The sequence below is a fragment of the Paenibacillus xinjiangensis genome (genome assembly GCF_059686975.1).
Genome location: NZ_JCAALS010000023.1, coordinates 76,338 through 101,285, shown reverse-complemented (window position 1 = coordinate 101,285; position 24,948 = coordinate 76,338). Strand labels below are relative to the sequence as shown.

The 24,948-nt window shown below is 46.5% G+C and carries 27 protein-coding genes and 1 other RNA gene; 11 read left to right on the top strand and 17 right to left on the bottom strand.

What is annotated here, in order from left to right; translation table 11 throughout:
• Positions 1-62: 62 nt before the first annotated feature.
• The gene (locus tag AC6ESP_RS21400; protein ID WP_497098775.1) at positions 63-578 is read left to right on the top strand and encodes a thioredoxin family protein; all 516 of its coding nucleotides are present in this window, start codon (positions 63-65) and stop codon (positions 576-578) included.
• Positions 578-1,078: a PCYCGC motif-containing (lipo)protein gene (locus AC6ESP_RS21395; RefSeq protein ID WP_497098774.1), complete on the top strand. Its 501-nt coding sequence runs from the start codon at positions 578-580 to the stop codon at positions 1,076-1,078. The genes AC6ESP_RS21400 and AC6ESP_RS21395 overlap by 1 nt, the downstream gene beginning before the upstream one ends.
• Positions 1,079-1,159: 81 nt before the next feature.
• Here AC6ESP_RS21395 and yjbM read toward each other — a convergent pair whose 3' ends face one another.
• Together yjbM and AC6ESP_RS21385 are read right to left on the bottom strand one after the other, a co-directional pair.
• Positions 1,160-1,957 (bottom strand): GTP diphosphokinase, encoded by a 798-nt coding sequence (yjbM, locus tag AC6ESP_RS21390; protein WP_497098773.1) that lies wholly within the window; start codon positions 1,955-1,957, stop codon positions 1,160-1,162.
• A gap of 17 nt (positions 1,958-1,974) precedes the next feature.
• Positions 1,975-3,072, bottom strand: a complete 1,098-nt coding sequence (locus tag AC6ESP_RS21385) for a quinone-dependent dihydroorotate dehydrogenase (protein ID WP_497098772.1) — start codon at positions 3,070-3,072, stop codon at positions 1,975-1,977.
• 179 nt (positions 3,073-3,251) lie between these two features.
• On the opposite strand from AC6ESP_RS21385, the gene AC6ESP_RS21380 reads away from it, so the two are divergent.
• Positions 3,252-3,389, top strand: a complete 138-nt coding sequence (locus tag AC6ESP_RS21380) for a hypothetical protein (protein WP_497098771.1) — start codon at positions 3,252-3,254, stop codon at positions 3,387-3,389.
• Positions 3,390-3,404: 15 nt separating this feature from the next.
• Here AC6ESP_RS21380 and AC6ESP_RS21375 read toward each other — a convergent pair whose 3' ends face one another.
• The 3 genes from AC6ESP_RS21375 to AC6ESP_RS21365 form a co-directional block, all read right to left on the bottom strand.
• Positions 3,405-4,790 carry a L,D-transpeptidase gene (locus AC6ESP_RS21375; protein ID WP_497098770.1) on the bottom strand — a complete coding sequence of 462 codons (1,386 nt, stop codon included), beginning with the start codon at positions 4,788-4,790 and terminating at the stop codon, positions 3,405-3,407.
• Positions 4,791-4,923: 133 nt separating this feature from the next.
• The gene (locus AC6ESP_RS21370; protein ID WP_497098769.1) at positions 4,924-5,160 is read right to left on the bottom strand and encodes a ferredoxin; all 237 of its coding nucleotides are present in this window, start codon (positions 5,158-5,160) and stop codon (positions 4,924-4,926) included.
• A gap of 150 nt (positions 5,161-5,310) precedes the next feature.
• Positions 5,311-6,579: a DNA polymerase IV gene (locus AC6ESP_RS21365; RefSeq protein WP_497098768.1), complete on the bottom strand. Its 1,269-nt coding sequence runs from the start codon at positions 6,577-6,579 to the stop codon at positions 5,311-5,313.
• 281 nt (positions 6,580-6,860) lie between these two features.
• Here AC6ESP_RS21365 and cimA point away from each other — a divergent pair, with 281 nt between their 5' ends.
• Complete coding sequence (gene cimA / locus AC6ESP_RS21360) at positions 6,861-8,474, top strand: citramalate synthase (protein ID WP_497098767.1); 1,614 nt, start codon at positions 6,861-6,863, stop codon at positions 8,472-8,474.
• A gap of 65 nt (positions 8,475-8,539) precedes the next feature.
• Here cimA and AC6ESP_RS21355 read toward each other — a convergent pair whose 3' ends face one another.
• Complete coding sequence (locus AC6ESP_RS21355; protein ID WP_497098766.1) at positions 8,540-9,073, bottom strand: TlpA family protein disulfide reductase; 534 nt, start codon at positions 9,071-9,073, stop codon at positions 8,540-8,542.
• A gap of 262 nt (positions 9,074-9,335) precedes the next feature.
• On the opposite strand from AC6ESP_RS21355, the gene AC6ESP_RS21350 reads away from it, so the two are divergent.
• Positions 9,336-9,776, top strand: coding sequence for a M67 family metallopeptidase (locus AC6ESP_RS21350; RefSeq protein WP_497098765.1), 441 nt, complete (start codon positions 9,336-9,338; stop codon positions 9,774-9,776).
• On the opposite strand, the gene AC6ESP_RS21345 is transcribed toward AC6ESP_RS21350, so the two are convergent.
• From AC6ESP_RS21345 to AC6ESP_RS21335, 3 genes are read right to left on the bottom strand one after another with little or no spacing between them, the layout of a single operon-like run.
• The gene (locus AC6ESP_RS21345; protein WP_497098764.1) at positions 9,762-10,496 is read right to left on the bottom strand and encodes a 3'-5' exonuclease; all 735 of its coding nucleotides are present in this window, start codon (positions 10,494-10,496) and stop codon (positions 9,762-9,764) included. The two genes, AC6ESP_RS21350 and AC6ESP_RS21345, sit on opposite strands and share 15 nt — an antisense overlap.
• A gap of 17 nt (positions 10,497-10,513) precedes the next feature.
• Positions 10,514-11,581, bottom strand: coding sequence for a DUF294 nucleotidyltransferase-like domain-containing protein (locus AC6ESP_RS21340; protein ID WP_497098763.1), 1,068 nt, complete (start codon positions 11,579-11,581; stop codon positions 10,514-10,516).
• A 39-nt stretch (positions 11,582-11,620) separates the two neighbouring features.
• Complete coding sequence (locus tag AC6ESP_RS21335; RefSeq protein WP_497098762.1) at positions 11,621-12,982, bottom strand: ammonium transporter; 1,362 nt, start codon at positions 12,980-12,982, stop codon at positions 11,621-11,623.
• A gap of 368 nt (positions 12,983-13,350) precedes the next feature.
• Between AC6ESP_RS21335 and AC6ESP_RS21330 the strand changes: the two genes are divergently transcribed.
• On the top strand, positions 13,351-13,782 hold the full coding sequence (locus AC6ESP_RS21330) for a MerR family transcriptional regulator (protein ID WP_497098761.1): 432 nt from the start codon (positions 13,351-13,353) through the stop codon (positions 13,780-13,782).
• A 43-nt stretch (positions 13,783-13,825) separates the two neighbouring features.
• A complete protein-coding gene (locus AC6ESP_RS21325; protein ID WP_497098760.1) occupies positions 13,826-14,512 on the top strand; it encodes a zinc metallopeptidase in 687 nt (228 codons plus the stop codon).
• Between the two features lie 309 nt (positions 14,513-14,821).
• Here AC6ESP_RS21325 and gltC read toward each other — a convergent pair whose 3' ends face one another.
• Together gltC and AC6ESP_RS21315 are read right to left on the bottom strand one after the other, a co-directional pair.
• Positions 14,822-15,742: a glutamate biosynthesis transcriptional regulator GltC gene (gene gltC / locus AC6ESP_RS21320; protein ID WP_497098759.1), complete on the bottom strand. Its 921-nt coding sequence runs from the start codon at positions 15,740-15,742 to the stop codon at positions 14,822-14,824.
• A 35-nt stretch (positions 15,743-15,777) separates the two neighbouring features.
• The gene (locus AC6ESP_RS21315) at positions 15,778-16,425 is read right to left on the bottom strand and encodes a rhomboid family intramembrane serine protease (protein ID WP_497098758.1); all 648 of its coding nucleotides are present in this window, start codon (positions 16,423-16,425) and stop codon (positions 15,778-15,780) included.
• Positions 16,426-16,521: 96 nt separating this feature from the next.
• Between AC6ESP_RS21315 and tpx the strand changes: the two genes are divergently transcribed.
• Positions 16,522-17,040 (top strand): thiol peroxidase, encoded by a 519-nt coding sequence (gene tpx, locus AC6ESP_RS21310; RefSeq protein WP_497098757.1) that lies wholly within the window; start codon positions 16,522-16,524, stop codon positions 17,038-17,040.
• A gap of 63 nt (positions 17,041-17,103) precedes the next feature.
• On the opposite strand, the gene AC6ESP_RS21305 is transcribed toward tpx, so the two are convergent.
• The 4 genes from AC6ESP_RS21305 to cshA form a co-directional block, all read right to left on the bottom strand.
• Positions 17,104-17,496, bottom strand: a complete 393-nt coding sequence (locus tag AC6ESP_RS21305; protein WP_497098756.1) for a DUF1499 domain-containing protein — start codon at positions 17,494-17,496, stop codon at positions 17,104-17,106.
• 112 nt (positions 17,497-17,608) lie between these two features.
• Positions 17,609-17,791: non-coding RNA, 6S RNA (gene ssrS, locus AC6ESP_RS21300), on the bottom strand.
• Positions 17,792-17,854: 63 nt separating this feature from the next.
• Positions 17,855-18,637, bottom strand: a complete 783-nt coding sequence (locus tag AC6ESP_RS21295; RefSeq protein WP_497098755.1) for a YesL family protein — start codon at positions 18,635-18,637, stop codon at positions 17,855-17,857.
• Between the two features lie 209 nt (positions 18,638-18,846).
• Entirely contained in the window at positions 18,847-20,442 is a 1,596-nt protein-coding gene (gene cshA, locus AC6ESP_RS21290) for a degradosome RNA helicase CshA (RefSeq protein ID WP_497098754.1), read from the bottom strand.
• A 163-nt stretch (positions 20,443-20,605) separates the two neighbouring features.
• Between cshA and AC6ESP_RS21285 the strand changes: the two genes are divergently transcribed.
• The 3 genes from AC6ESP_RS21285 (at position 20,606) to AC6ESP_RS21275 (ending at position 23,192) form a co-directional block, all read left to right on the top strand.
• The gene (locus AC6ESP_RS21285; protein WP_497098753.1) at positions 20,606-21,445 is read left to right on the top strand and encodes a YitT family protein; all 840 of its coding nucleotides are present in this window, start codon (positions 20,606-20,608) and stop codon (positions 21,443-21,445) included.
• Between the two features lie 177 nt (positions 21,446-21,622).
• The gene (locus AC6ESP_RS21280; RefSeq protein WP_497098790.1) at positions 21,623-21,811 is read left to right on the top strand and encodes a hypothetical protein; all 189 of its coding nucleotides are present in this window, start codon (positions 21,623-21,625) and stop codon (positions 21,809-21,811) included.
• A 184-nt stretch (positions 21,812-21,995) separates the two neighbouring features.
• Positions 21,996-23,192, top strand: coding sequence for a putative glycoside hydrolase (locus AC6ESP_RS21275; RefSeq protein ID WP_497098752.1), 1,197 nt, complete (start codon positions 21,996-21,998; stop codon positions 23,190-23,192).
• A gap of 11 nt (positions 23,193-23,203) precedes the next feature.
• Here the strand turns inward: AC6ESP_RS21275 and AC6ESP_RS21270 are convergent, their stop codons facing one another.
• Positions 23,204-24,265, bottom strand: a complete 1,062-nt coding sequence (locus AC6ESP_RS21270; RefSeq protein WP_497098751.1) for a sensor histidine kinase — start codon at positions 24,263-24,265, stop codon at positions 23,204-23,206.
• On the bottom strand, positions 24,262-24,936 hold the full coding sequence (locus AC6ESP_RS21265) for a response regulator transcription factor (protein ID WP_497098750.1): 675 nt from the start codon (positions 24,934-24,936) through the stop codon (positions 24,262-24,264). The genes AC6ESP_RS21270 and AC6ESP_RS21265 overlap by 4 nt, the downstream gene beginning before the upstream one ends.
• Positions 24,937-24,948: the final 12 nt, after the last annotated feature.

Sequence of the window (24,948 nt, the reverse complement as noted above, 5' to 3'; positions counted from 1 at the left end):
GGACAAGCAGGCCTAGAGGCCGCTAGCCTGACACACTACATATGGAGGTATAGCCCCCCACAATGAAATTACCTAAGTTCAAAATGATCTATGTGTATCTTGTCCTTATCGTGGCTGTATTCGTACTTATTGGCGTGATGAATAATAACCAGCCTGTCAATGCGCTCTATCAAAAGCCTGTCTCTGAGCTCAACACCGCAACAAGGGAATTGCTCGATGATCCCAATTATCAGAATATTATCCTTCCAGAAGAGCTAGATCAGAAGGTTGCTGACAAAGAAAGCTTCTTCGTCTACTTCTTCGCTTCCAACTGCGGTCACTGCCTCAATACGACACCGCAGCTAATGCCAGTTGTTGATGAGCTTGGCATTGATCTCCCGCAATTCAATCTGCGTGAATTCGAAACCTATTATAATAAGTATAATATCGAATATACGCCTACTCTCGTGTATTTCAAAGACGGTGTTCAAGTAGAAGAGCGGCTTGAGGGCGGACTTGCAGAAGAAGGCACTACTGCTGGCTATACGCTTGATGACTTTAGAAATTATTTCAATAAATACGCAGGAGCAGCTTCCTAATGCAGGAGCCTCGCAATGAACCGCCTTCACCCCTGCGCGGCTTGATGTATGTGCTGCTGTTAGGCTTTGCTGTGATCACATTGCTTACAGCGTGCGGCATGTCCGATAAAGAGGAAGAGGGCAAGCTGCATGTCCACGGTTCAGAGAAATGGCAGTCAACCGAGTCATGGGACATCCTGCCTGCTTTTCTGGACAACCATACCAAGCACACAAGTGAGCTGTATGCCTCCGTTCATGACCACATGGATTTAATGAGTGAGATCAACTGCTACTGTGGATGTATGAATGGGGAAGCTGTAGAGACCGCACACGACTCGCTCCTTCGCTGCTACATAGCCGAGCTCCCTGATGACCGTGTCACTTGGACTGATCATAGCACGAGCTGCGGCATTTGCAAGATGGAGATGGAGGAGATAATCGCCTTAAGCAAGCAGGGCAAGACGAAGGATGAAATACGTGAAGCTATCGATGCTAAGTTCAAACCCAAGTCCTCTTCCTAGCCTTGTCCTGCCTATCGTCTAAATGAGATAAACCTCCAAGATGCTTATGAACAAGCAGCTTGGAGGTTTTTCATTTGTGAATCAGTTGGTTTTTTTGGCTCGCAGAATCGCTGCTTCAATATCCATGGACAGCTGCTTTAAGCCATACAGATCCTCTTTCTCCCACAGCTCATTGAACTTCAGCTGGAATTGAGCAGCTTCCCTGATGCGATGGTAGAAGTATAAATCTTGAATATCGCTAAGCACCTTGCTCACGACATTGGATCGCTCCTCGAAGCCGCGCTGCGCATCCAATATTTCATGACGGATACTGGACATTTCCTGATCCAGCTGCGACGCCGCTTCTGCCGCTTTTTTCAACCGATCGCGTACATCCTCTGGCAAGCTTTCTTTATATTTATAGTTCAGCGAGTGCTCGATTGTAGCCCAGAAATTCATGGCGAGCGTCCGAATCTGAATCTCGGCGAGCACAATTTTATAGCCAAGCGCTGTCTGAACCGGATATTCCACGATCATATGATAGCTGCGATAGCCGCTATCCTTGAAATTCGTAATATAATCCTTCTCGTACACGAGTGTGAGATCCTTACGCGTGCGAATGAGTCCCGCTACTCGGTGGATATCGTCCACGAATTGGCACATGATACGTATGCCGGCAATATCCTCAATTCCTTGCTCCAATTGATCTGCTGGTACGTTAAGCCGTTTTGCCTTCTCCAATACACTGGAAATTTTCTTCACCCGGCCGGTGACGAATTCGATAGGGGCATATGCCTCCCGCATTTTGAGCTCGACCCGCATCGTTTTCAATTTCACTTTCAGTTCTTCAACCGCTTGTTCATAAGGCTGCAAAAAAAGATTCCAGTCTCTTCCGTCCATCCGGCCGCCTCCTGTTCCTATCGATGATCTGCTCCTACTGCCTCCAATATGCTGCGGTAGCCGTCCTTACGCAATTTCTCCTTCAAACCGTCCGTCAGTTCACGAAGTACAACAGGCCCTTTGTAGATAAGCGCCGTATATATTTCTACGAGCGATGCGCCTGCGCGGATTTTATCGTATGCGTCCGCTGCTGTAAAAATGCCTCCCGAACCGATGATCGGAAGCTTACCTTCAGTCTGCCGGTACACCGCACGAATAACCTCTGTCGAGCGTTCGCGTACAGGAACACCGCTGAGGCCGCCCGCTTCCCTAGCATTGGAATGTGTTAACCCTTCCCGGGACAACGTCGTATTCGTTGCAATAATTCCTGATACTCCACTATCTTTAATCGTAGCTACCGTGAGCTCAAGCTGCTCATCCGTCATGTCGGGAGCAATTTTCACCAGCACTGGCTTCGGTTTGCTACCTAGATTCGACGCTTGCTGCTCTATTTCCTCCAAAACCTCGCTAAGCAGTGTGCGAAGCTCATCGCCATGCTGCAGAGCCCGCAGGTCAGGCGTGTTCGGAGAACTTATATTTACGACAAAGAAGTCACCATACGTATATAACACTTTTATGCAGGATCGGTAATCTTCGTGCGCCCGATCATTTGGTGTAACTTTGTTTTTACCAATGTTGACTGCAATCGGTATCCGATGAATCGTACGTTTGGAGAGCTTGTCTGCCATCGCTGCCGCTCCCTCATTGTTGAAGCCCATACGATTGATCAACGCTTCATCTGGAGGAAGTCTGAATAGCCTTGGCAGCTCATTGCCAGCCTGACCTTGTGGAGTTACCGTTCCCACCTCAGCGAAGCCAAATCCAATACTGGAGAAGCCATCTACGGACTTGCCGTTCTTATCTAGTCCTGCTGCTAATCCTACTGGATGGGGAAAATGAAGGCCGAATAAATCTACTGCAAGCTCCGGTGCCGCTTGGACACCGTACATAGTATGAAGCAGCCCGTTCATGCCGGGAACTCTTCCCGCCGTATGCAGCCCATCAATAACGAGATGATGAGCTTTCTCCGGATCCATACGAAATAATACAGGCTTAGCTATTGAAGAATAAAGCACCTACATTCACTCCGTTCTTTTATATGTTCTATCGAACAGTTTATCTTTTTTATAGGAAAAAGAAAAGAGCCACGCCATAAGCGAGGCTTCCCCTGAGTTATTGCGACAAACCTAGAAAACGATTACAATGAACCTATATGGTTACAATTTCTTATTACTTATGGAAAGGTTGATTGTCGATGAGCACAGCCAAAAGAAAGGCACCAACAATGAAAGTGAAACCCAAAGAAGAGGTTAACAAAAAAGCGCTCGTATGGATCGGCTCCATTATAGCTGTTGTTGTCGTAGCAGTAGCTGTACTTCTACTCGTTTCGTAATTCATCTGATGAAATTTAATTTAGCCATTTATAAATTTTACCGGGATTGGTTTCGTCCTTTAGCGGCTCCAGCTGAAATCTATCAGCAGTCAGAGCTGCTTTAGGCGGAAGCGTCCCGTTTTTAATTCTGACGGATGTGCCCAGCGGAACAAGATCGTACAGCTCTTCCAGATCTGCTTGGCCCATTCGGATACAGCCAAGCGACTCATCAAGGCCTAAGCTGTCTGGCTCGTCCGTACCGTGAATGGCGTAGAGACTTCCTGACAACGTCATCCCACGGCTGCCGAACTGCCCATCATCCCGGCCATTGGGATTCCTGACCTTCTCACTAATATAAAAAGTTCCCTCAGGTGTCCGTTCTCCCCCCAGCCCTACCTTATAGCTGCGGACAATAATATCTCCGCTCACAATGGCCAGCTGATGAGTTTCCTTGTCTACTATAATTTCAAGCGGCTTCCGCCATTGCCGATCCTGTGCCTCGCTAATACCATTATCAGCTGCCGGCAAGTCGCTATCCCCTGCCGTCACAGCTGCTGAATTCGACTGATTCTGCTCGGAGCCCGCTTCCTTCTCGTCCTGCTTCAGAGCCGTTAGCACATCAGAGAACATCGTCCTCATCCCAGCCCCTTCACCGGATAGGACATTACGTGGATAATCCTGAATAAGATCATCTAATTTCTCCGGCCATTTCTCATACAGCCTATTGTATTGATAGATTGCGCTGGCGAGCGTCCAACGCGCTTCTTGCCGCTGGCTCCACTGGTCAAGCACCGTTACCATCTTAGAGGAATCGGCAGGCAGACAATTACATGATGCTGCATCATACATTTGCACCTCGACCTCCGGATTCCCTGATGAGCGGCTGACGGACATAAGAACCCTTTTGCGGCCCGTCCACTTCCTCCAGTTATCCTCCTCTTCCATACGTGCAGCCAGAGCTAGAGCGGGCTGTACAGGAGTGGCAAGCAAGCTGTTCCAAGCTGTTCCAATTGGTTTCCTATCCGCCTGTCTCACGAATACTACTCCTAGAGAGGGCAGTGCCTGCAGCTCCTCCTCGTAAGCAGCCGCTGCTTCCTCATCAGCAGGCTCGCTAGTATTGGATTGCACGAGTATGGATAATAATAGGAATACAGCTGCAATGGAAGCTATTCGCTTGAACTGTCGCTTCTTCTGCTGCTGTTTATTCCATTGCTCGAGCAGCTCCTGCGGATGCTCAGCTAGCGGGTGCCGCTTCTTCTCATAGGCATCATAAATTTCTCGGGCTTGAATGAAGCAATAATTGGCTTTCGCTTCTTTACCTTGATCCATATATTGCTTGCCAAGCAAATACCAGGCCATTTTATTGTCAGGATGCTCTTTGACGTAAATTTTCAAATAGAGTGTATTGTCGGGCGTTTCCATACCAGTATCCCCTTCCTGCCAGTCATACACTCTATATCGGCATAACGGCAAAGAAATACTAATATTTCCACAAAAAAACTCCATCCCAGCAGCATAATTGCTACTATCGGAATGGAGTTGATCTATACATAATCTAGTTATTAAATGCTTCGTCAGCAATTTTAATGGAATCTGTCGGACAACCATCAGCAGCATCCTGCAGATCGTCGTACATGTCTTCTGGTATTTCAGTATTGCCTCGGTTGCCGTCATTGCCAAATATCACTTCAGCAAGACCTTCATCATCATAATCATAAATATCCGGTGCAGTAGCACCGCAAGCTCCACAAGCAATACAGGTATCTTTCTCTACCCATGTAAATTTACCCATTGTAGTTCCCTCCTAAAAAATATACGGTATGATCTCGGCTGTATCGTAAGCTTAAGCTTGTCTTGAGCATGCTTACCCTTATTGTAAACCTTCACTCATCAATATATAACAACAAGGACAGTTTGGCAACAATGTCAGCCGATTCTGGACTCACAAATCATCCTTTTGCAGCGATGTCCCGCGAATTCTTTTGTTCCGGATCAGAGCGGATGGATCATCACCGAGCATCCCCGCTGTTAGAACCGCATTCTCGCCATATTTATCGCGCAGTGTGTCCATTGCTCTGGTTAACGCTTCTTTTCGTGGCTGCTGCTCGTAATCGAACAAATCAAGCTGAATAGCGGTTTCATCCTGAGAAGTTAAATTCTGCAAGGTAATGCCAAGAAGCCTGACTGGCTGATTGCTCCGCCAATGCTCATCGAATAGGCGGCAGGCTTCATGATAAATATCATCTGTCGTATGGGTCGGTACTCTGAAGGTGCTTGAGCGCGTTATCGTTGACATATCAGGGCGGCGAATCGTAATTTGGACTGTTGATGCCATCAGCTTCTGCCGACGCAGTCTACGGGCCGTCTGGTCCGCCAGATTGAGCATGATACGATGAACGTCTTCACGATCGGTCACATCACTTGGCAATGTTGTCGTATGTCCTATCGATTTATTCTTGTCTCGGTCCGGATTCACCTCTCCATGATCAATGCCATGAGCAGCGGATTTCATCCAAGCCCCTACTGTTCCGAAGTGCTTCACGAGCATGGCTTCCTCTGCAGCTGCTAGTTGTCCAATCGTGCGGATATTGAGCTTCGTCAGCTTGTCTGCTGTCTTTTTCCCAATTCCGAACAAGACGTCACACGGTTTATCCCACAGCAGATTGGGTACATCTCTAATTCGGAGCACCGTCATTCCATTCGGCTTCTTCATATCGGAGGCCATCTTGGCCAGCAGCTTATTTGGGGCAATTCCTATTGAGCTTGGAAGCGCCAGCTCCGTTAGGATACGATTCTGTAAGGCAGCAGCAATCTCAAGCGGCGTTCCGAATATTTTGGAGCCGGTAATATCCATATAGCATTCATCAATTGAGATCACTTCCACTAATGGCGTATATTGCCTCGCGATCTCAAGGAATCCACGGGAATACTTTCTATATAAATAGAAGTCGGGCTGAATGACCGTTAAGCTTGGACAGAGCTTCATCGCTTGCCTTACTGTCATACCCGTCTTAATGCCTCTGCCACGCGCAGCATATGAGCAGGTTACGATAATCCCTTTGCGAAGCTCAACACTGCCAGCTACGGCAGTAGGCTTGTTCTTATATTTGTCCGGCTCCTCCGCCTCATGCACGGAGCAGTAGAACGCATTCATATCCAGATGCAGAATAACGCGTCCTTTGGCCGGGTAATCCTTATGCGTATCAGACATAACCTGTCACCACCCTTAACCACCCTCAGCATACTATTCTAGAGGAAGGCAAGTCAATTGAAAGGAACGCTTCTATATCCAAAAAAATTACCTAATCCTCTCTACATTCGAATGAACAAGTGCTATAATAGTACATTATGATTTGTAAAGGTGATCAGCGCTCAGAAGCAGCAGTATTGTCGTCCTTGTATAAGGACAATCGCATTTGGCGTTAAAAGATAAGCAAAGTATAGGAGTGTATTTATACTTTCTTATCATTTGAAGAAGGAGGCGTCCCGACAATGACAACATCAATCTCTATATTCGATACTACACTGCGTGACGGAACACAGGGCGAAGGGATTAGCCTTTCGGCAGATGACAAATTGAAAATTGCTCAAAAACTTGACGCACTTGGCGTTCATTATATCGAAGGCGGCAACCCTGGGAGCAATAGCAAGGATATCGAGTTCTTCCAACGGATTAAAGCCTACAATCTGCAAGCCAAGATTACCGCATTCGGAAGCACACGTCGCAAATTCAGTATCGCTGATCAAGATGCGAGCTTGATGCGTATCGTAGAGTCTGGTGTACCAGCAGCAACACTTGTCGGGAAGTCATGGGATTTCCATGTTCATACCGCATTGCAGACTACTCTTGAAGAGAATCTCGCAATGGTATATGACTCCATCGCCTACTTAAAACGCAAGCAATTGGAAGCGCTATTTGATGCAGAGCATTTCTTCGATGGTTATAAGAATAACCCTGAATATGCCCTTTCGGTTCTTCGTAAAGCACAGGATGCAGGTGCAGACTGGATCGTTCTCTGTGATACGAATGGCGGCACTCTGCCTGGTGAGATCCATGAGATCGTCAGTCATGTGCGTTCACAGCTTACAACATCGATTGGTATCCATACGCATAATGACTGTGAGCTCGCTGTAGCTAACTCACTTGCTGCTGTTCAAGCAGGAGCAAGACAGGTTCAAGGCACGATGAACGGGTACGGCGAACGCTGCGGCAATGCCAATCTATGCTCTATCATTCCTAACCTTCAGCTTAAGATGAACTATAATTGTCTTGCTGATGATAATATTAAGCTGCTGACAGGTACAGCAAGATTCGTTAGTGAGATCGCCAATGTCAATATGCCAGTTGGTCAAGCGTATGTCGGCAATGCAGCTTTTGCCCACAAAGGCGGCATTCACGTCTCGGCTATCATGAAGGATTCCAAAACCTACGAGCACATCCAGCCCGAGCTTGTCGGCAACAAACAGCGTATTCTCGTCTCTGAGCTTGCTGGACAGAGCAACATTATTTCCAAAGCCCAAATGCTGGGCCTTGACGTTAATGCGAATAACGAGAAAACTAAAGAAATTATGGATCGAATCAAAGATCTGGAGCATCAAGGCTACCAATTCGAAGCGGCTGATGCTTCACTCGAGCTGCTGCTCCGCCAAGCCTTCGGAGAAACGAAGGAAATATTCAAGGTCGAGTCGTTCAAAATGCTTATCGAGAGCTCCAACGGTCAGATGATTTCGGAAGCTATTGTGAAATTAAATGTGGATGGCCAGCAAGTCTACACTGCGGCTGAAGGCAATGGTCCCGTTAATGCATTAGATAATGCGATGCGTAAGGCGCTTGTGCAATTTTATCCGAAGATTGATGACATTCATCTCTCTGACTATAAGGTCCGTGTTATCGACGAGAAGGATGCTACTGCAGCCATCGTACGGGTACTCGTAGAATCAACTAATATGGACAGCACATGGAGCACGGTAGGAGTGTCCAGCAATGTTATCGAAGCCAGCTGGGAAGCTCTCATTGACAGTATCCGCTATGCATTGCTTAAGATGGATAGAGCTGATATCGCTAAGGTAGAGAGCTTGGATCGACTTGGGTTAGTTAATCATTAATGTAATATACAACATAAGGGTCCTAGGAGCTCAGCTCCCAGGACCCTTATGTTGTATAGACATACTCACATGTACTTATCGATTAGTCTTTCCCATTCAGCAAGGGGAATGACACCATTAATCCGCTCTCTAATAACACCTTCTGAATCAATCAGGAAAGTAGTCGGGAATGTATCTACCTTGTACTGCTTCGTTATATCTCCTGGCCGATCCATCAAGATAGGAAAAGTGAATTCATGCTCGTTCACGAAATCTCTGGCTGAACGCTCCTTATCATATTTCGTCGCGTTCAAGCCGTACATTAATATTTCATCGCCATACTTTTCATGCAGCGTTTGCAGATCTGGCGCTTCAAGCTCGCAAGGACCGCACCAAGAGGCCCAGAAATTAACGAAGGTCAGCTTGTCTTGCTTGCCGCCAACCTGATAAGCCTTCTCATCAAGGCCCGGAAGCTCGAAGGCTACTGCCTCGAAGCCTGCCTTAGGCTTGAAGTCAGATGCGGCAACTATTGAGCCTGGCTCATCCCCAGCTATGTATTGGTATACAGCCAATCCTGCTAATACGAATGCTACAACAAACAACGCAGAAGCGCGTCTCATGGTGTCCCTTCCTTCCAGAACCGATATTTTCCTATTCATCTGCTTACATGGTAACATGACTTGGAATCGAAGCTCAAGCCTTCATTAATCACAATCCCATCAACAATGATGTGATTGTAAGTCTGTAGCCCCGTATCCTCTTATTGTAGGTCATGAGCCATCTATTCATACCCGGAGATAGCTAATCCCTTGGAACCTCGTTATAATAGCTGTAAGCCCCATTAGGAACGACTATCGTTCTTGGATTAGAAAGGAACCTACGATGAATCCAACTTCCAATATACATATAACTCAAAAAGCCTATATAGAGCTGTTGTCATTATGTCATGAGGCGCTTCCCAAAGAAGCATGCGGCATTCTTACTGCACAAGATGACGGACAGGGCGCCGACAGCATCGTTATAGCTGCACGCTCTATCACTAACGTTCATCCTACTCCCCAGCGAGCATTCTCTTTTGACCCAGTAGAATGGACCGCTGCCTTCTATGAAATGCAAAAAAACCGACAAAAGATCGTCGGTTTCTTCCACTCCCATCCTGCGTCAGAGGCTGTCCCTTCTATTTATGATGAAACGGGCTTCTGGCCTGTTGACCACAGTGTATCCTACTGGATTATCTCTATGCTTAACCGCGATAAGCCTAATGTACAGCCCTATCGACGAGACAAGCTCGCTTTTGAACCACTGGGGCTAGTGCTTACTTAGATAAGCGTACAAGTCCCCTAACGTCGTAATATTCCGCTCTAATATCCGCTCCAGGTAAGTTCTCCACAATTTCCCCGTCATGATAGAATCCTGCAGTGCGTGATGCCGATCTGCTATCGGTATTCCGCTATCCTCCAGCACATCATCAAGCGCATACGAGTTGCGTTTGGGATCGAGCCACTTTGCAACCATCATTGTATCCAGCACTCGATGATTGAGATTGATTTTTGATGTCCGCCATAATGCGGCGTTGAGGAATTGCTTGTCATGACCAGCAGCATGGGCAATAAGCAGACGTCTACCGACGAATTCCATGAAATCATGAAGCACCTGCATGAGATCAGGAGCATCCTCCACCATGTCATTGGTGATGCCTGTCAGTTCAACAATCGCTCTTGGTATACGTCTCTTCGGGTTAACTAGGCTGTAGAACGATTCTTGCTCATACAACTCCGTCCCTCGCATCACAACAGCTCCGAATGAGATAATCTCATCTCCATTCGTTGGATAAAAACCTGTCGTTTCTAAATCGAATATGACGACCTCTAGATCCCTAAGCGGCGTATCCAGCATCGATTGTTTGCGCTGCTCTTTATTGACAGAACGTATGAACGCCATCTGCTGAGCATTTTGAGAGCCTAGCATGGAAGCAATCGCAGGTGTGAACCCCCCCATTTTGTATAGGCTCCACATTCGACCAACACCCTTTGATTCTTTCATTTCTCCTCACCACCGCCTTACATGAGCCTACCCATTGTTTGCTTAAACACTTTCCGTTGCAGCTTCTTCCCTAGCCTAAGCGCACTTTTGAGTTCGTCTGTCATTTCTTTGGATAGCTTCGAGCTTGGAAGCTTGCCATTATTCGCGTACAATCCATCCTCGTTATTCTCAGTTGTCATTAAACGTAGACGTAGAAAAAGACGAAATGCCTGCTCATATGCAGCCGCTTCCTCAGAAGCCAATTGATCGTACTCAACGAGCCTTCGGATTCTTGCTATAGTGGAAGTATCACGGATGCCTGCTTGAACAGACAATAACCGAATGGCATTAACCATTGGGATATAAGCACCATACTTAATATCTAGACTTCCAGCATCTTCACCGTACTGCTCCTTCAAGAGATGACCAAACACTCCCAGTAGAACCTTGTGACGCATGGTGTTATCGAGCATGCGTTGAATAATAATAGGATGATCCAGCATATCACTGAAAAAATGATCCTTCAGAGCAATAAGCACAGCTTGATCCCCATAAATACAACGGCTGTCTGCCATGATTAACAAGTAGCGTACCGCTTCCCAAGCCGGCTCCTGGAACCAGCTGTTCAATTGCTTTTTCCAAGCGGTAAGCGACCTGCACCACTCTTTATTGCTGCTAAGCACATTCCCTTCGCAAGGAGGATAACCTGTCTTTTGCAGCATGATAACAATAATTGAAGATAGTTGCTCAAAGTACTGCTGATGTTCTGTAGAATCAAACACTGAATCCTGATAGACAATGCCGCTGTCTTGATCGCTCGACAAAGTCTGCTCTTCCCGTCCACCGCTGCCGAACAATAAATACGCGTAAGGCACGGGGGGAGAACCCATCCCCAACCGTGCCATTTCCGCTTCTGCGAGTATGATTGAACGGTGAATCACCGCATCATGCAACTCGTTCAAATGTTCATTAAATTGTTCGACCGGACTGGACAGGAGAAGAGCTGTCATTTGTTCGTGTACTTGATCCCGCAGACTGCGCAGCACAATCGCATCATCGGCTTTGCCGATTTGTTTAAGAAGCTGCACACGCACCGGATCTGCCATCCGCTCGTCCTCTCCCCTCAGTCCGCCCAAGATGCTAGATTATCCTTGAATGTTTTGACCTGATTTTTTCAATTGTTCAGGATAACCATAAGCGCCATGCTCACTGAGGTCAAGACCGACAATCTCTTGCTCTTCTGTTACACGGAAGCCCATGATCATTTTCATAACGCCAAGTACGAGGAACGAAGCTGCAAGAACGAATGCGCCACACACGACAACGGATTCGAATTGCACCCACAGCTGTTTCCAGCTGCCTGTATCGATCAGACCACCTTGACCTACGCCAACTTTATCAGCTAGCTCTTGTGTAGCGAAGATGCCATTCGCCAGTGTACCCCAGATACCAGCCATACCGTGTACAGACAGTGCATAGATTGGATCATCCACTTTAATTTTTTCGAAGAATTTAGCACTGAAGAATACAAGCACACCAGCCACAAGACCGATAACAACAGCTGCCCAAGGATCAACGAAAGCACAAGAAGCTGTAATAGCAACCAGACCTGCAAGTGTACCATTCAATGTAGTAGTAATATCAGCTTTGCCAAGCACTGCCCATGAGATCAGAAGCGCCGCTACTGCACCTGCTCCAGCTCCAAGCATTGTTGTGAAGCCTATATAAGCGAAGAATCCGTCGCCGATAGCAAGTGTACTGCCTGCGTTGAATCCGAACCAACCAACCCAAAGAAGCAATACAGACAGTGCAGTAAATACTTGGTTGTGACCAGAAATTTCATTAGCTGAGCCATCTTTGTTGAATTTGCCGATACGTGGTTTCAACAATACAGTTGCTGCGAATGCTGCAAGTGCACCTGTTAAGTGAACGACTGTCGAGCCTGCATAGTCTTGCGCTCCGTCTTTAGCCAACCAGCCGCCGCCCCAAATCCAGTGAGCTACAACAGGATAGATTACTGCAACGAAGATTACGGTAAATACTAAGTATGAGGACAATTTAGCACGTTCTGCGAAGCCGCCCCATGCGATGGACAGCGATACTGCAGCAAAAGCAAGTTGGAACAAGAAGAATACAGCGGATGGAATGGATTCACCATCACTTGTGAAGCCTGGGTTGAAGAAGAAATCACCCCAACCGATAAAGCCGCTTATTGTACTATCTCCGCCGAATGCGAAGCCATAGCCGATTGCCCAGTAAATCAATGCCGCTAGTCCAGTTGTGAAGATTGTTTTGCCTGCTACGTGACCGGCATTCTTCATTCGAGTGGAGCCTGCTTCTAATAGGATGAACCCGCCTTGCATGAGAAGCACAAGAACAAATGCTACCATCACCCATAATGAATTGATCCCGATGTCTAATGTTGTGCCCGATGGATCATTAGCAAAAGCCATTGCTGGGAATACTAAACACATAGCACCTAAAGTAATTAACATTTTCTTGACCACTACGACCACTCCCTTAATGTGTGATATTTCCTGACATTCTAGGAAAGACTTAATGTCATTATAGTCAGAAGTACTCAATTTGACAATATACTTTCTTCATTTTTTCAAAAAAAATCTAACGTTCGTGTTAAAAAACAAAGCGAATGTTAAGTTTTTGCACAATTCACCCAGAAATCGGGCACCAAAAAGCTCCTATTCTTCGCATTTTGACCCTTTCCTTCTATAGAAGATAGTCTCTATTTAATAACTGCTACTAAAGTATGATGGATTGGAAGTCATGCAGAATCATGTAACACGTTTGACTGTATGGTTTCTTTTCGATTATCATGTCATTAGAGAAACTCGGAGAAAGGTGAGGTGTTGGGGATATGAAACTTTATCGAATTGGAGAGTTGGCCAAGCTGGCTAACATCAGTTCCCGAACCATTGACTATTATACGTCCATAGGCCTAATAGAAGCATCGGAACGCTCAGCTAAAAATTATCGTCTATATAATGATGAAACTTTAGTTAGACTAGAACGTATTGAGAGCATGAAAAAAGAAAAATACACGCTTGACGAAATAAAAACCAATCTAGCGAGCTGGAGCAAAGTCTCCGCCGAAGAAGAGGTATCTCGTAAGCTAAGCGATCTGCAGCAGCATTTGAGCCAGCTGGAGCGCGAGGTGAAAGAGCTTGAACCGGTTATCGGCAAAATGAAGCCCAAACAAGCCAACCAGCTGTATACTCGATTAATGCCACAGACAGCAGCCTGTATCGAAGCCATCATGCTTATACTTAATAAAGGGAATTTCATGTAAAGCTTAGAACTATTCAGCAATCAACACAAGGAGGTATGACCCCATGTTCTTTCATCCTATGGACTTTCTTATATTAATCGCTTTCGCCCTTTCCATTTGGGCGCAGTTCCGAGTAAAAGGAACTTTCAACAAATGGGCTAAGGTACAATCAAGAAGCGCTATGACGGGTTATGAAGCCGCAAGACGCATGCTCGACGCGAATGGCCTTCATGATGTACCTATCGAACCAGTACGAGGTACGTTGTCTGATCACTACGATCCGATTCACCGAGTTGTTCGCTTATCTGAGCCTGTCTATTATGAGAACTCAATCTCAGCACTTGCGGTTGCCTGCCACGAAGTCGGGCATGCCATCCAGCATAAAGAGCATTACCCGATGCTAGTTGTACGCCACCGTATTTTCCCGGTCGTTAATATTGCATCAGGAATTGCACCTTTCTTACTAATCGCAGGCTTCCTGTTCAGCTCATTGAATTTAATCGGACTCGGCATCATCTTCTTCACTGCCGCAGTTGCATTCCAATTGATCACACTGCCAGTAGAGTTCAATGCCAGCAGTCGTGCTCGCGATGTAATGGTTGCAGAAGGCTTCATAGCTAATGATGAAGAACGCGGTGTTGCCAAAGTGCTAAACGCAGCCGCCTTAACGTATGTGGCTGCAGCTCTAATCTCTCTGCTGGAGCTTCTGAAGTATATTATGATCTTCACATCATCCAGCCGAGACGAATAACTATAAGTGTAGCTAAGGCATCCTCCTTGTGAGTCAAGGGGATGCCTTTTTCATGCAGACAGCTGCAATAACCAAGCGTGTAGACATCATTTAACCCTCATGTATCCGCTTTATTCCAGCCATGAACGGGGAGACTGAGAAACGGGAGCCAACAAGACTCAGAACCCCCCTCCTCCCCTCCAACCGCCTCATACGCAAGCGAACAAAAAGCCATAGTGACAATCCTCGTCAGGAATGAAGGTCTACGACGACATTCTGATGAAGATTTCACTATGGCTCTTGATTGGTTCAATTCGAATAGGCGTTCAACTATTCTGTCGCTTCCGCCTCTTTATTAAGTTCAAGGTCGCTAAAATACCGAAGTAAAAAAGCATGAAATACTTTTGCAACTAAAGGAAGCTTCTCATTCGATCTGTGAATAATGCCAATATTACGGGTCACTCGAGGATTCTGCACACGCACCTTGGCCGGGAGAAGAACCCCGGCATGATGCAAGGCCATCTCAGGGAGCAGACTGACCCCCATACCCGCAGCAACAAGCCCTCGTATCGTCTCGGTCTCTTCACCCTCAAAGCCGATTTTCGGGGTAAACCCTGCCTCCTGGCACGCCTCCCACACAATTGGTCTGAGTGAATAGCCTTCACTGAACAAGACGAAGGTCTCATCCTTCAATTGATCCAGATCGATAATCTCTTCTTCAGCCAGCTCGTGTGTAGGAGGAACAATCGCATACAGCTCCTCCGTCAACAGCACTTGACCGCACACATGCTCATTCTCATCAGGAAACGGCGATATAAAGGCTAGATCTATCTCGCCCTTGACCATATCCCGAATAAGGGAAGGATACATCCCTTGCTTGAAGCGGAACTTCACTTTGGGATGCAGCTTCCTGAACGCTGCAACGACCTGCGGAATGAGGGAAACACCTAGGCTATGCGGAAAGCCAAGCCTGATCTCCCCTTTTTCCGGATCTAAAAATTCATGTATCTCTATAACCGAGCGCTCGAGATCTGCAAGTATGACTTCTGCTCGCTTCAGAAAAAGCTGACCAACTGGCGTCAACTGAAGGTTGCGCCCTTTTTGCAGGAAAAGCTTAACTCCAAGCTCCTCCTCCAGCTGATGAATTTGACGGCTTACTGCCGATTGCGCGACATGAAGCTCTTCAGCTGCTTGTGTTACATGCTCTTTTCTAGCTACTTTCACAAAATAATAAAGCTGACGAAGTTCCATAACGTCTCCTTATCTCTCCTGTACCGTGATGCTTATTATGAGTTCACTCGTTGTCTTCGGACCATTGCGCGGTCGAACAAGCTATATAGAAGAAATCCTGCTATACCTCCACCAATATGTCCCCACAGATCAACCCTTGGTACCACAATAGAATATATGACACCAAAGCCTAGAATAGTGTACACGGTTTTACGAGACGCTTCGTCCAGCCAAGCTTTTCTGAATAGAGAAATATACAGAAATGCTCCGTATACACCGTAGATCGCACCTGAAGCGCCTACTGCTACATGCCAACCAGCATCATTCGTAATAATCGTCATTATTGCGCTTATTGCGTTAGCCAGTATTCCGCATAGCAGATAGAACACTCCGTATTTCACCGAGCGCAGCAGTCTCTCCAGTGGTGGAGCGAATACGAGCAAGGAGAACATATTGAACAGCAAATGCTGAAAGCCAGAATGCATGAAGATAGAGGTTACATATCGCCATGGCTCGGTCATGCCCAAAGGATCATAACCGGTATGCGATACAAACGCGCCATAACGAATCAATACTTCCCCATTCGTCGAGCCTCCAACGAGGACAAGAAAAATAAAATAAACGAGATTAAGCGCGATTAGCGCAGATGTTACAGGGAACATCCGCAAATACCCGCGAAAACTTTCATATCTCATAAATATCATAAAGCTACCTCTCCTCTCAATCATTGGACAATGCTGATTCATAACGATTATAATAAATTTGTTATTGACCACACAAATTGAAGGAGGAATTGTTACATGTCTCAAGAACGTAGCGGAGCTGCCGCATTCAAAGGTAATCCTATTACATTAATCGGACCAGAATTAAAAGTCGGTGATCAAGCTCCAGACTTCCTCATCAATAAGTCCCTTGTTGAATCTGTTTCCTTGAAGGATTTTGCAGGGAAAGTGAAGCTTATTAGCGTAATCCCTTCAATCGACACTGGCGTATGTGATGCGCAGACTCGTCGATTCAATGTAGAAGCATCTACTCTTGGAGAGAACGTTGCTGTCCTGACAGTCAGTGTTGATACGCCATTCGCGCAAGCTCGCTGGTGTGGAGCTGCAGGCGTTGATCAAGTCGTTATGCTCTCGGATTACAAATCGCATGACTTCGGCCAGGCGTATGGCGTGTACATCAAAGAACTGGGTCTTGATATGCGCTCGATCTTCGTTATTGATGCGAACGATACGATTCAATACGTAGAATACTTAGCTGAAATGACGGAGCACCCGAATTATGAGCAAGCTGTAGAAGCTGTGAAAGCACTCCTGTAAAGCAGCCTGTCACAAACAAAGCGAGTGAAGGGTAACCTTCCTCGCTTTTGTGCATTTTATGAGTTACCGCTGCGAAATCTTGTAGGCGGCAAGCTTCTTATCAAGCGTATTGTAGATATCAAGAATAACTCTATAGTTGGAACCAAGGTCCCCCATAGACCCGCGTGAGGCGGAGTAAATATCGACTGCCGCGCTTACGGGGTTCACACTTATGACAGATACGGTAATATCCATAGTTCGTCCGAAAGCCGTACGCTTCTCAACCACGATCTCACCGACCGATTGAACCTCGTGGAGCACTTTATAACCTTGCATCTTCTTTAAGGTAGACACCACTTCGTCCCAAGCCTTTTCTTTCGACAGCTTGTAGAAGTGTGATTTGAGCTGTGGGTCTTTGGCTTTGTCGCCCGTCTGTTCATGACTGCGCAGCAGCCCAATTAAGGTCCGCTTCAACAACAACGATCTCCCCCTCCGACTTCTATGTACGTCTATCTCATGATAACATGATTAGTCCCATGAAAAAAGAGCCCTGCACATCTTTCGAGGCAGAAACTCTTTAATAGCAAGAAAAGAACCCGCCTATGCCGTCCGACTCACAAGTTTCTGAACCCGCTTACGCAGGTGGGTGTCCTCAGAAACGAATTTGAGATCCCCTTTAGGGGGCATGTCAGCCGCGTTCCGATATTGGGCTCCCTTGAAACAGCCATTGGTTCAAAACAATGAAAAGCCGAAACGAACATCGCAGGATGTATTGCTATTATAGACGTTAATGAAGCAAATGTAAACTTGATATACTTGTTAACTTGTTTAGTTGTTATTTGGTGATTCGATCCGAATCCGCATCTGTAAGCTCGGCGAACTCCGCTTCTTCTTCTGCTGCCAATCTTGCTTTCTCTGCTTGATCCTGCAGCTTCTGATAAATCATGTAGAAATTCCAGAATGCCAGATAAGCAATAATACTGCCCATGAAGAACGGGATCAAGAATGTGAATTGTGTACTGAAATACACGACAGCAGCACTCATTACTGCAGAGGAGAACGAACGAATCGGACGCCCTATCGTAATTAGTATGGCATTTTTTAATAATTGAAACGTTTTCATATGATAATGGACAAGCATAGAGAAGAAATTAAATAAAGAAACGCCGAGAAGCAGAAGCAATGCTATGAAAATATAAGAAACCAAGTTGAATTGCTTTTGATACACGATAAAATCTACAACCATAATAGTGAATAATAGCGTATAGAAGATACCGCCAATCATGCTTTTCAAATAGTTTTCCTTGTATCCTCGAAAAAACGTTTTCAACAACGGCACATCAGCTTCGCCCATTACCCATTTACGAGCAACTGTGAACATTGCGGCAGTAGCTGGAAATAACGTAAATGGTGCGACGATCGCCATCATAATTAAGGCCGAATACAATTGACTCAAATAAGCAGAATCAGTTGTCTCACTAGGAGTGACTAACAATCCGCCCCATGCAAAAAAGATAAATGGAATTGAACAAACTAGCCATAGAACGTTCGTAACAGACAACCGCATAATCCATTCGGAGATTTTATAAAATCCTCCCATTAGGCCTCTTGGTTCCATTCGATCTGCCCCCACCATTGTAGAATTCTATTGTCTGTCCAATTGATCATCCATAGGCTACCATCTATTCAGCTCACCTAGCGGGATACGATAATATAAAAACCGAGAAAGCCAGGATGCCCGTAAGGCATCACGGACTTCCCCGGTTTTTTTAGTTGTAGGCAAAGATAAATATCACCCTCACCTACAAGGTTATCGCCAATCATTACTTAGTTGTTAACGAAATCTTCGGAGCTCTTCGGACGACGAGTTTCGCTGCTGCGGTTCTCAGGACGTCCTTTACCACTGTTATCACGGCTTTTGCCTTCATAACCACGGGAGCTTCCGCCGCCGCTGCCGCTGCCACCGCTGCTGCGTCTGTCGTCACGACCACGGTATCCACCGCCAGTGCTGCCACTGCGGTTGCCGCCATAAGACGAACCGCTGCCGCCGCTACCGGAGAAGCGACGTCCGTTGGAGCGGATATCAGGCTTTCGTTTTTTAGCGCGAAGCGGCTCTTCAGGCGTCAATTCAACATTGATGTCTTTTTTCTCGCCAGTTAGCTGCTTGATTGCTGCTGCAAGCAAGTGAACCGAATCGTACTGCTCCAGCAATTGGATAGCAATACCTTTGTACTCGGAGAAATCATCGCTTTGCACGATTTCAAGAATGCGTTCTGCAGTCAGGCGTTGTTTGCCCTCGATAGCTTCTGCAATGCTCGGAAGCGGCTTGCGGCTGATTTTTTGACGAGTAACCTTCTCAATGAAGTGAAGGTGGTCAGTCTCACGAGGTGTGACGAACGACCAAGCCGTTCCTTCTTTACCAGCACGACCTGTACGGCCGATACGGTGAACATAGCTCTCCGGATCTTGCGGAAGGTCGAAGTTGATAACATGCGTTACGCCTGACACGTCAAGACCACGAGCAGCAACGTCTGTTGCTACAAGCACGTCAATGCTGCCATCACGGAACTTACGCATTACGCTATCACGTTGGTTCTGCGACAGGTCACCATGCAAGCCGTCCGCGGAGTATCCGCGTTTTTGAAGACCTTCGCTAAGCTCATCAACCCGGCGTTTCGTACGGCCGAAGATAATAGCAAGCTCAGGGGATTCCATATCAAGCAAGCGGCTAAGCGCGTCGAATTTTTGACGTTCATGCACTTCGATGTAAGCTTGATCGATTAGCGGTGCAGTTACTTGTTTCGGGATAACCGATACATGCTCCGGGTTTTTCAGGAACTGCTGGGCAAGCTTCTGAATGTTTGGAGGCATCGTAGCCGAGAACAGCATCGTTTGACGCTCATCTGGCACTTGCTTAAGGATGGATTGAATATCCTCCATGAAGCCCATGTCCAACATTTCATCTGCTTCGTCAAGAACAACCGTCTGAACATCTTCAAGACGAATCGTCTTACGGTTAATGTGATCCAGCAAACGTCCTGGTGTACCGATAATAATTTGCGGTTTCTTTTTCAATGCGCGGATTTGGCGTCCAATCTCTTGTCCACCATAGATCGGCAATGAACGAAGACCTTTGTATCGAGTTAACTTCCCGATTTCCTCAGCCACTTGGATAGCGAGTTCACGGGTTGGCGTCATAATTAGGGCGACAATACGTTCCTCACTGGTCGGAATTTTGTTAATCAATGGAATTCCGAATGCAGCTGTTTTACCAGTACCTGTTTGTGCTTGACCGATCAAATCGCTACCTGCCATAGCTAATGGAATTGATTTGTCTTGGATTGGGGTTGATTCCTCAAAACCAAGCTCCGTAATTGCCTGCAACACTTTAGGTTCCAGGCCAAATTCAGCAAATGTTTTCAAACTTTTCTCATACTCCTTTTATCTGCAGCCTACTTAAAAATATCCAAACCATTATAGCACAAAAACAATGACGAATACCAGCAAAGCAAAAAAAGCCATACTAGAATTGATTAAACAGCCTACACATAACCCTATTCTGCTTGCAAGAGGAGACATTTATTTCATGAAACTTCGTGCGTACCAACCTTTTTTGACAGCTGTCGCAATGACCGCCGGAGCACTTCTCATAGCACTCGCTTTCAACCTGCTGTTAATTCCTCATCAATTACTCAGCGGCGGCATATCTGGGATTGCAATGATGATCGGTTATATTACGGGATCGAATATCGGCTGGTTATACCTCCTCCTTAATGTTCCTGTGCTCATCTGGGGATTATTCATGGTGGGCAAACGATTCATTCTATGGTCCATCTACACGGTATTAGCATCTACACTGTTCATGCAGCTCATTCCTGTGCATTCCATTGCAAAGGATATTGTGCTCGGCGCCGTATTCGGAGGCATTATGCTGGGGTTCGGAACAGGTCTAGCTCTGCGTTACGGCGGTTCCTCCGGCGGCTTCGACATCATTGCCTCCATTGTTACGCGCAAAAGAGATCTGCCTATTGGAATGATCATATTCATTCTCAATGGTCTAGTTATAGCTGCCTTGGTTATCTCTTCCAATGATTGGAATCTAGCCCTGTACTCCCTGCTTTCCATATATACAGCGGGTAAAGTTGTGGATCTCATTCATGTGAAGCATATTAAGGTTACTGCCTTTATTGTAACAACGAAGACCGAGGAGCTGCTCTCCTTGCTACTAACTCATCCACGCGGCATTACCATTATCAAAACACGAGGCGCGTTCTCCTCAGCCGAGCGTGATATGCTAATGACCGTACGAACCAAATACGAGCTATCTGAGCTCAGAAAGACAATCTCCTCCGTGGATCCGCGCGCTTTCGTTAATATCGTGGAGACAGTTGGCGTTATCGGCGACTTCAGTAAACCAAAGGATTAGGCGATTTATCTGAGCAAATATCACGAGTCTGCATGCATATGGACAAAAACGGAATCATATACATATCCCTATGTTTTTACAAATGATCCTGTTATAATGTGGTTATCCCGTTCGTTTAAGTTTCATGCCATATGAAGTGCCCTTAACCTACTAAGAAAGGGTGATGCTCAGGTGGATATGGAAACAGTCACATTGTCACAAATTGTGGAGAAGCTTGCTCCGGAGCTCAGTTCCTTTCTCACGAAACGCGAATTAGCTATCAACATCGTTCTGCGTGATGGACTTGCGGTACTTGCACCCGAAGATGCGATGGAAATTGTTCAACACAGCATTTGCGAGCATCAGAGAGAAGCTCTGCTCCAATGACAATACGGGCACCAATTTTTACAGGTATAACCTGCTGAGCCGTGCTCAGCAGGTTTTTTGTTGCTTATGAGGCTACATACAACAATTGGCTTGCTTAGAAATGAAGCGGTTGAAAAAAATAAGTGCCACGGAGGCTTGGTCTGCTTTATAATTTGGAAAGATAAGCTAGCGGGAGGAGAGGCACATGGACATCATTTTTTCAACTATCATGCTGGTGTACAGCTTACTAACGGGCACTGGGGAAGAAAATGCCACCGCAAAACACATTGCAGCCGCCCTGCTTAATGCTGCTGCTGGGCAGACGATAGTAGCAACAAACCCCGCATTTAGCGAGCAGCCATCCGAAGCTTCTGGCGAGGAAGCTGGCATCAAAAAAGATCCACAGCCGGACGCACCGGCGGTTAAAGGCATCTATGTGACAGCGCATAGCGCTGGTGGTGCTCGCATGGACTCTCTCATTAACCTTGTCGATCAGACTGAGCTGAACAGCATGGTTATTGATATTAAGGACGATAATGGCTATATCACCTATCCTACGGAAACGCCAGAGCTGCTGGAGCAAGGCACATCACAGAAATATATTCGTGATATTAATGCGCTGATGAGCACATTGAAGCAGCATAACATCTATCCTATCGGACGAATCGTTGTATTCAAGGATACAGTGCTGGCTCGCAAGCAGCCTGAGCTGTCCTTCCGTCATGAAGATGGAACCATATGGAAAAACGGACGTGGCGAGAGCTTCGTCAACCCGTATCGTGAAGAGGTATGGAAGTATAATGTAGCCATAGCGAAGGAAGCTGCGAAGCTTGGCTTCAAGGAAATCCAATTCGACTATGTAAGGTTCCCTGAAGGCTTCGAGAAAAAAGCGGATTCGCTTCAATTCGATAAGAAGGAAGAAAGCCGCTCAGACATTGTAGCGGGATTCGTCAAATACGCCCGCGAGCAGCTTGAACCTATGGGCGTGCGAGTATCTGTCGATATATTCGGGTATGCGGCTTCTGTACCCGCAGCCGAAGGAATTGGCCAGGATTTCGTCAAAATTTCAAACGATGTGCATGTTATATCACCAATGGTGTACCCGAGCCATTACAGCACAGGCTGGTTCGATCAAGAGAATCCTGATAAAAGCCCTTATGAGACGATCGTAGGCGCCATGACGGATACTCACAAAAAACTTGCCACAATTGGAGATTCCAAGCCAATCATTCGTCCTTGGATTCAAGACTTCACAGCAAGCTGGCTCGGCAAGGGTCATTACATCAAGTATGGGAAGGCAGAGGTCGAAGCACAGATTGAGGCCTTGAAGAATACGGACATCGATGAATACCTATTATGGAATGCAGGCAACAAATATTCAGCAGATGTCGATTACCAATAATCTTCCTATGCTCATTGTTTCCTATGAGGGATGCGGACGATAAACTCCGCTCCTTTTTCAAGCTCACTATTCACCGCAACCGTACCCTGATGCATATCAACAATCATCTTAACGATCGACAATCCAAGCCCGCTTCCGCCTGCTCTGCGGCTGCGGGCTTTGTCGACTTTGTAGAAGCGCTGAAAAATCAACTGCTGATCTTCCGGGGCAATACCTATCCCCGAATTATGGATTCGGAATTCCACTCCCTGCTCGTTCTTCTCAAGCCGAATATCAATGACTCCACCTGTTGGTGTGAACTTGATGCTATTGCTGATCAGATTGATCCAGACCTGACTCAGCAGATCCTCATCAGCCGTTATATAAGCCTCATGGAGATCCACATTCATATCTATCTCTTTAGCGTTCCACTGCGGCTCACAAGCCAATATGAGGCTTCCTAGCTGCCGATCCAACCGATACCGCTTCGGCTCGAATGGATGACGCTCGGATTCTAATGAAGCCAGCTTAAGCAGATTGTCACTCAGCTTGGACAATCGCTCGCTCTCGCTTTCAATGATTTTCAAGTATTCCCGTCGCTGCTCTCCGCCAAGCTGTTCATTCTGCAATGCACGGGCGAAGCCACTTATAGACGTAAGAGGAGATTGAATCTCATGAGATACATCCGATATAAAGGACTGGCGCAGCTGCTCCATCTCATCCAGCTCAAGAGCCATGTCATTGATCTCATGCATAATAACGCCATAAGGCCCTCTATCCTGATGTCCGATTTCCATACGAACCTTGAAATCACCTTTGGCAATTCGGCGCATAGCCTCTGTTAGAGACTGGCTAATTTCAGAATGCTTGTTCTTAACGAATAGAAAAATGATATTAATAATCCCGTACAAGAGCAAAAAGCCCAGCAGCATGTTAAGCAGCTGCGAGAAGAAGTCAGAAGGCCGCCAATCCAGACGCTCATAGATCCAAGGGCTTATCAAATAGATAATCGACCAGCTGGCCGCAATAGCAATGAAAAATGTGCAAATAGCCGAAATGAACTTAACGACATGCCATGCCTTTCTGCCACTCATCCTATGACCTCCAAGCGGTAGCCTAAGCCTCTTATTGTGCTAATCCGGAAGAAGAACTTATCCTCCGGGAATCTTTCACGCAGACGATTCACATGCACGTCAAGCGTACGCTCATTCCCTTCAAAGTCGAAGCCCCATATATCCTCGATCAGCTGTCCCCGGGCAAAGGATTGGCCAGGATAGCTTGCCAGCTTGAATAGCAGCTCGAATTCTTTGAGTGGAATCGCCACACTCTGCTTATTGACCGTTACAGAATAGCTCTTGCGATCAAGAGTGACCTCGCCAACTTGAACAACCTGTGAGGATGCAATTCGGTAGCGCTTCAGCAGTGCTTTGACTCTAGCGAGCAACTCAAGCGGTTCGAAGGGCTTAACCAAATAATCATCAGCACCCAGCTCGAAGCCTTTCAGCTTCTGAGCTGTCTCACCCTTCGCAGTAAGCATAAGGCATGGCAGATCATATTGCTCCCTGAGCTGACGGCATAGCTCATAGCCGTCCATTCGCGGCATCATAACATCGATAATGACCAGATCCACTCGAATGGATTCCATAAGCCTCAGAGCTTCTTCGCCGTCACCAGCCTCCTCCACCTCATATCCTGCTGACTTCAAGAAATGACCAACAAGCTCGCGGATATGGTCATCATCATCCACAACTACGATTCTTACCATGTCCTCAGCCTC

Coding starts and splice junctions, on each gene's coding strand:
- AC6ESP_RS21400 (WP_497098775.1), top strand. CDS start 63: ATGAAATTACCTAAGTTCAAAATGATCTATGTGTATCTTGTCCTTATC.
- AC6ESP_RS21395 (WP_497098774.1), top strand. CDS start 578: ATGCAGGAGCCTCGCAATGAACCGCCTTCACCCCTGCGCGGCTTGATG.
- yjbM (WP_497098773.1), bottom strand. CDS start 1,957: ATGGACGGAAGAGACTGGAATCTTTTTTTGCAGCCTTATGAACAAGCG.
- AC6ESP_RS21380 (WP_497098771.1), top strand. CDS start 3,252: ATGAGCACAGCCAAAAGAAAGGCACCAACAATGAAAGTGAAACCCAAA.
- AC6ESP_RS21375 (WP_497098770.1), bottom strand. CDS start 4,790: ATGGAAACGCCCGACAATACACTCTATTTGAAAATTTACGTCAAAGAG.
- AC6ESP_RS21370 (WP_497098769.1), bottom strand. CDS start 5,160: ATGGGTAAATTTACATGGGTAGAGAAAGATACCTGTATTGCTTGTGGA.
- AC6ESP_RS21365 (WP_497098768.1), bottom strand. CDS start 6,579: ATGTCTGATACGCATAAGGATTACCCGGCCAAAGGACGCGTTATTCTG.
- cimA (WP_497098767.1), top strand. CDS start 6,861: ATGACAACATCAATCTCTATATTCGATACTACACTGCGTGACGGAACA.
- AC6ESP_RS21355 (WP_497098766.1), bottom strand. CDS start 9,073: ATGAGACGCGCTTCTGCGTTGTTTGTTGTAGCATTCGTATTAGCAGGA.
- AC6ESP_RS21350 (WP_497098765.1), top strand. CDS start 9,336: ATGAATCCAACTTCCAATATACATATAACTCAAAAAGCCTATATAGAG.
- AC6ESP_RS21345 (WP_497098764.1), bottom strand. CDS start 10,496: ATGAAAGAATCAAAGGGTGTTGGTCGAATGTGGAGCCTATACAAAATG.
- AC6ESP_RS21340 (WP_497098763.1), bottom strand. CDS start 11,581: ATGGCAGATCCGGTGCGTGTGCAGCTTCTTAAACAAATCGGCAAAGCC.
- AC6ESP_RS21330 (WP_497098761.1), top strand. CDS start 13,351: ATGAAACTTTATCGAATTGGAGAGTTGGCCAAGCTGGCTAACATCAGT.
- AC6ESP_RS21325 (WP_497098760.1), top strand. CDS start 13,826: ATGTTCTTTCATCCTATGGACTTTCTTATATTAATCGCTTTCGCCCTT.
- gltC (WP_497098759.1), bottom strand. CDS start 15,742: ATGGAACTTCGTCAGCTTTATTATTTTGTGAAAGTAGCTAGAAAAGAG.
- AC6ESP_RS21315 (WP_497098758.1), bottom strand. CDS start 16,425: ATGATATTTATGAGATATGAAAGTTTTCGCGGGTATTTGCGGATGTTC.
- tpx (WP_497098757.1), top strand. CDS start 16,522: ATGTCTCAAGAACGTAGCGGAGCTGCCGCATTCAAAGGTAATCCTATT.
- AC6ESP_RS21295 (WP_497098755.1), bottom strand. CDS start 18,637: ATGGAACCAAGAGGCCTAATGGGAGGATTTTATAAAATCTCCGAATGG.
- AC6ESP_RS21285 (WP_497098753.1), top strand. CDS start 20,606: ATGAAACTTCGTGCGTACCAACCTTTTTTGACAGCTGTCGCAATGACC.
- AC6ESP_RS21280 (WP_497098790.1), top strand. CDS start 21,623: ATGGAAACAGTCACATTGTCACAAATTGTGGAGAAGCTTGCTCCGGAG.
- AC6ESP_RS21275 (WP_497098752.1), top strand. CDS start 21,996: ATGGACATCATTTTTTCAACTATCATGCTGGTGTACAGCTTACTAACG.
- AC6ESP_RS21270 (WP_497098751.1), bottom strand. CDS start 24,265: ATGAGTGGCAGAAAGGCATGGCATGTCGTTAAGTTCATTTCGGCTATT.
- AC6ESP_RS21265 (WP_497098750.1), bottom strand. CDS start 24,936: ATGGTAAGAATCGTAGTTGTGGATGATGATGACCATATCCGCGAGCTT.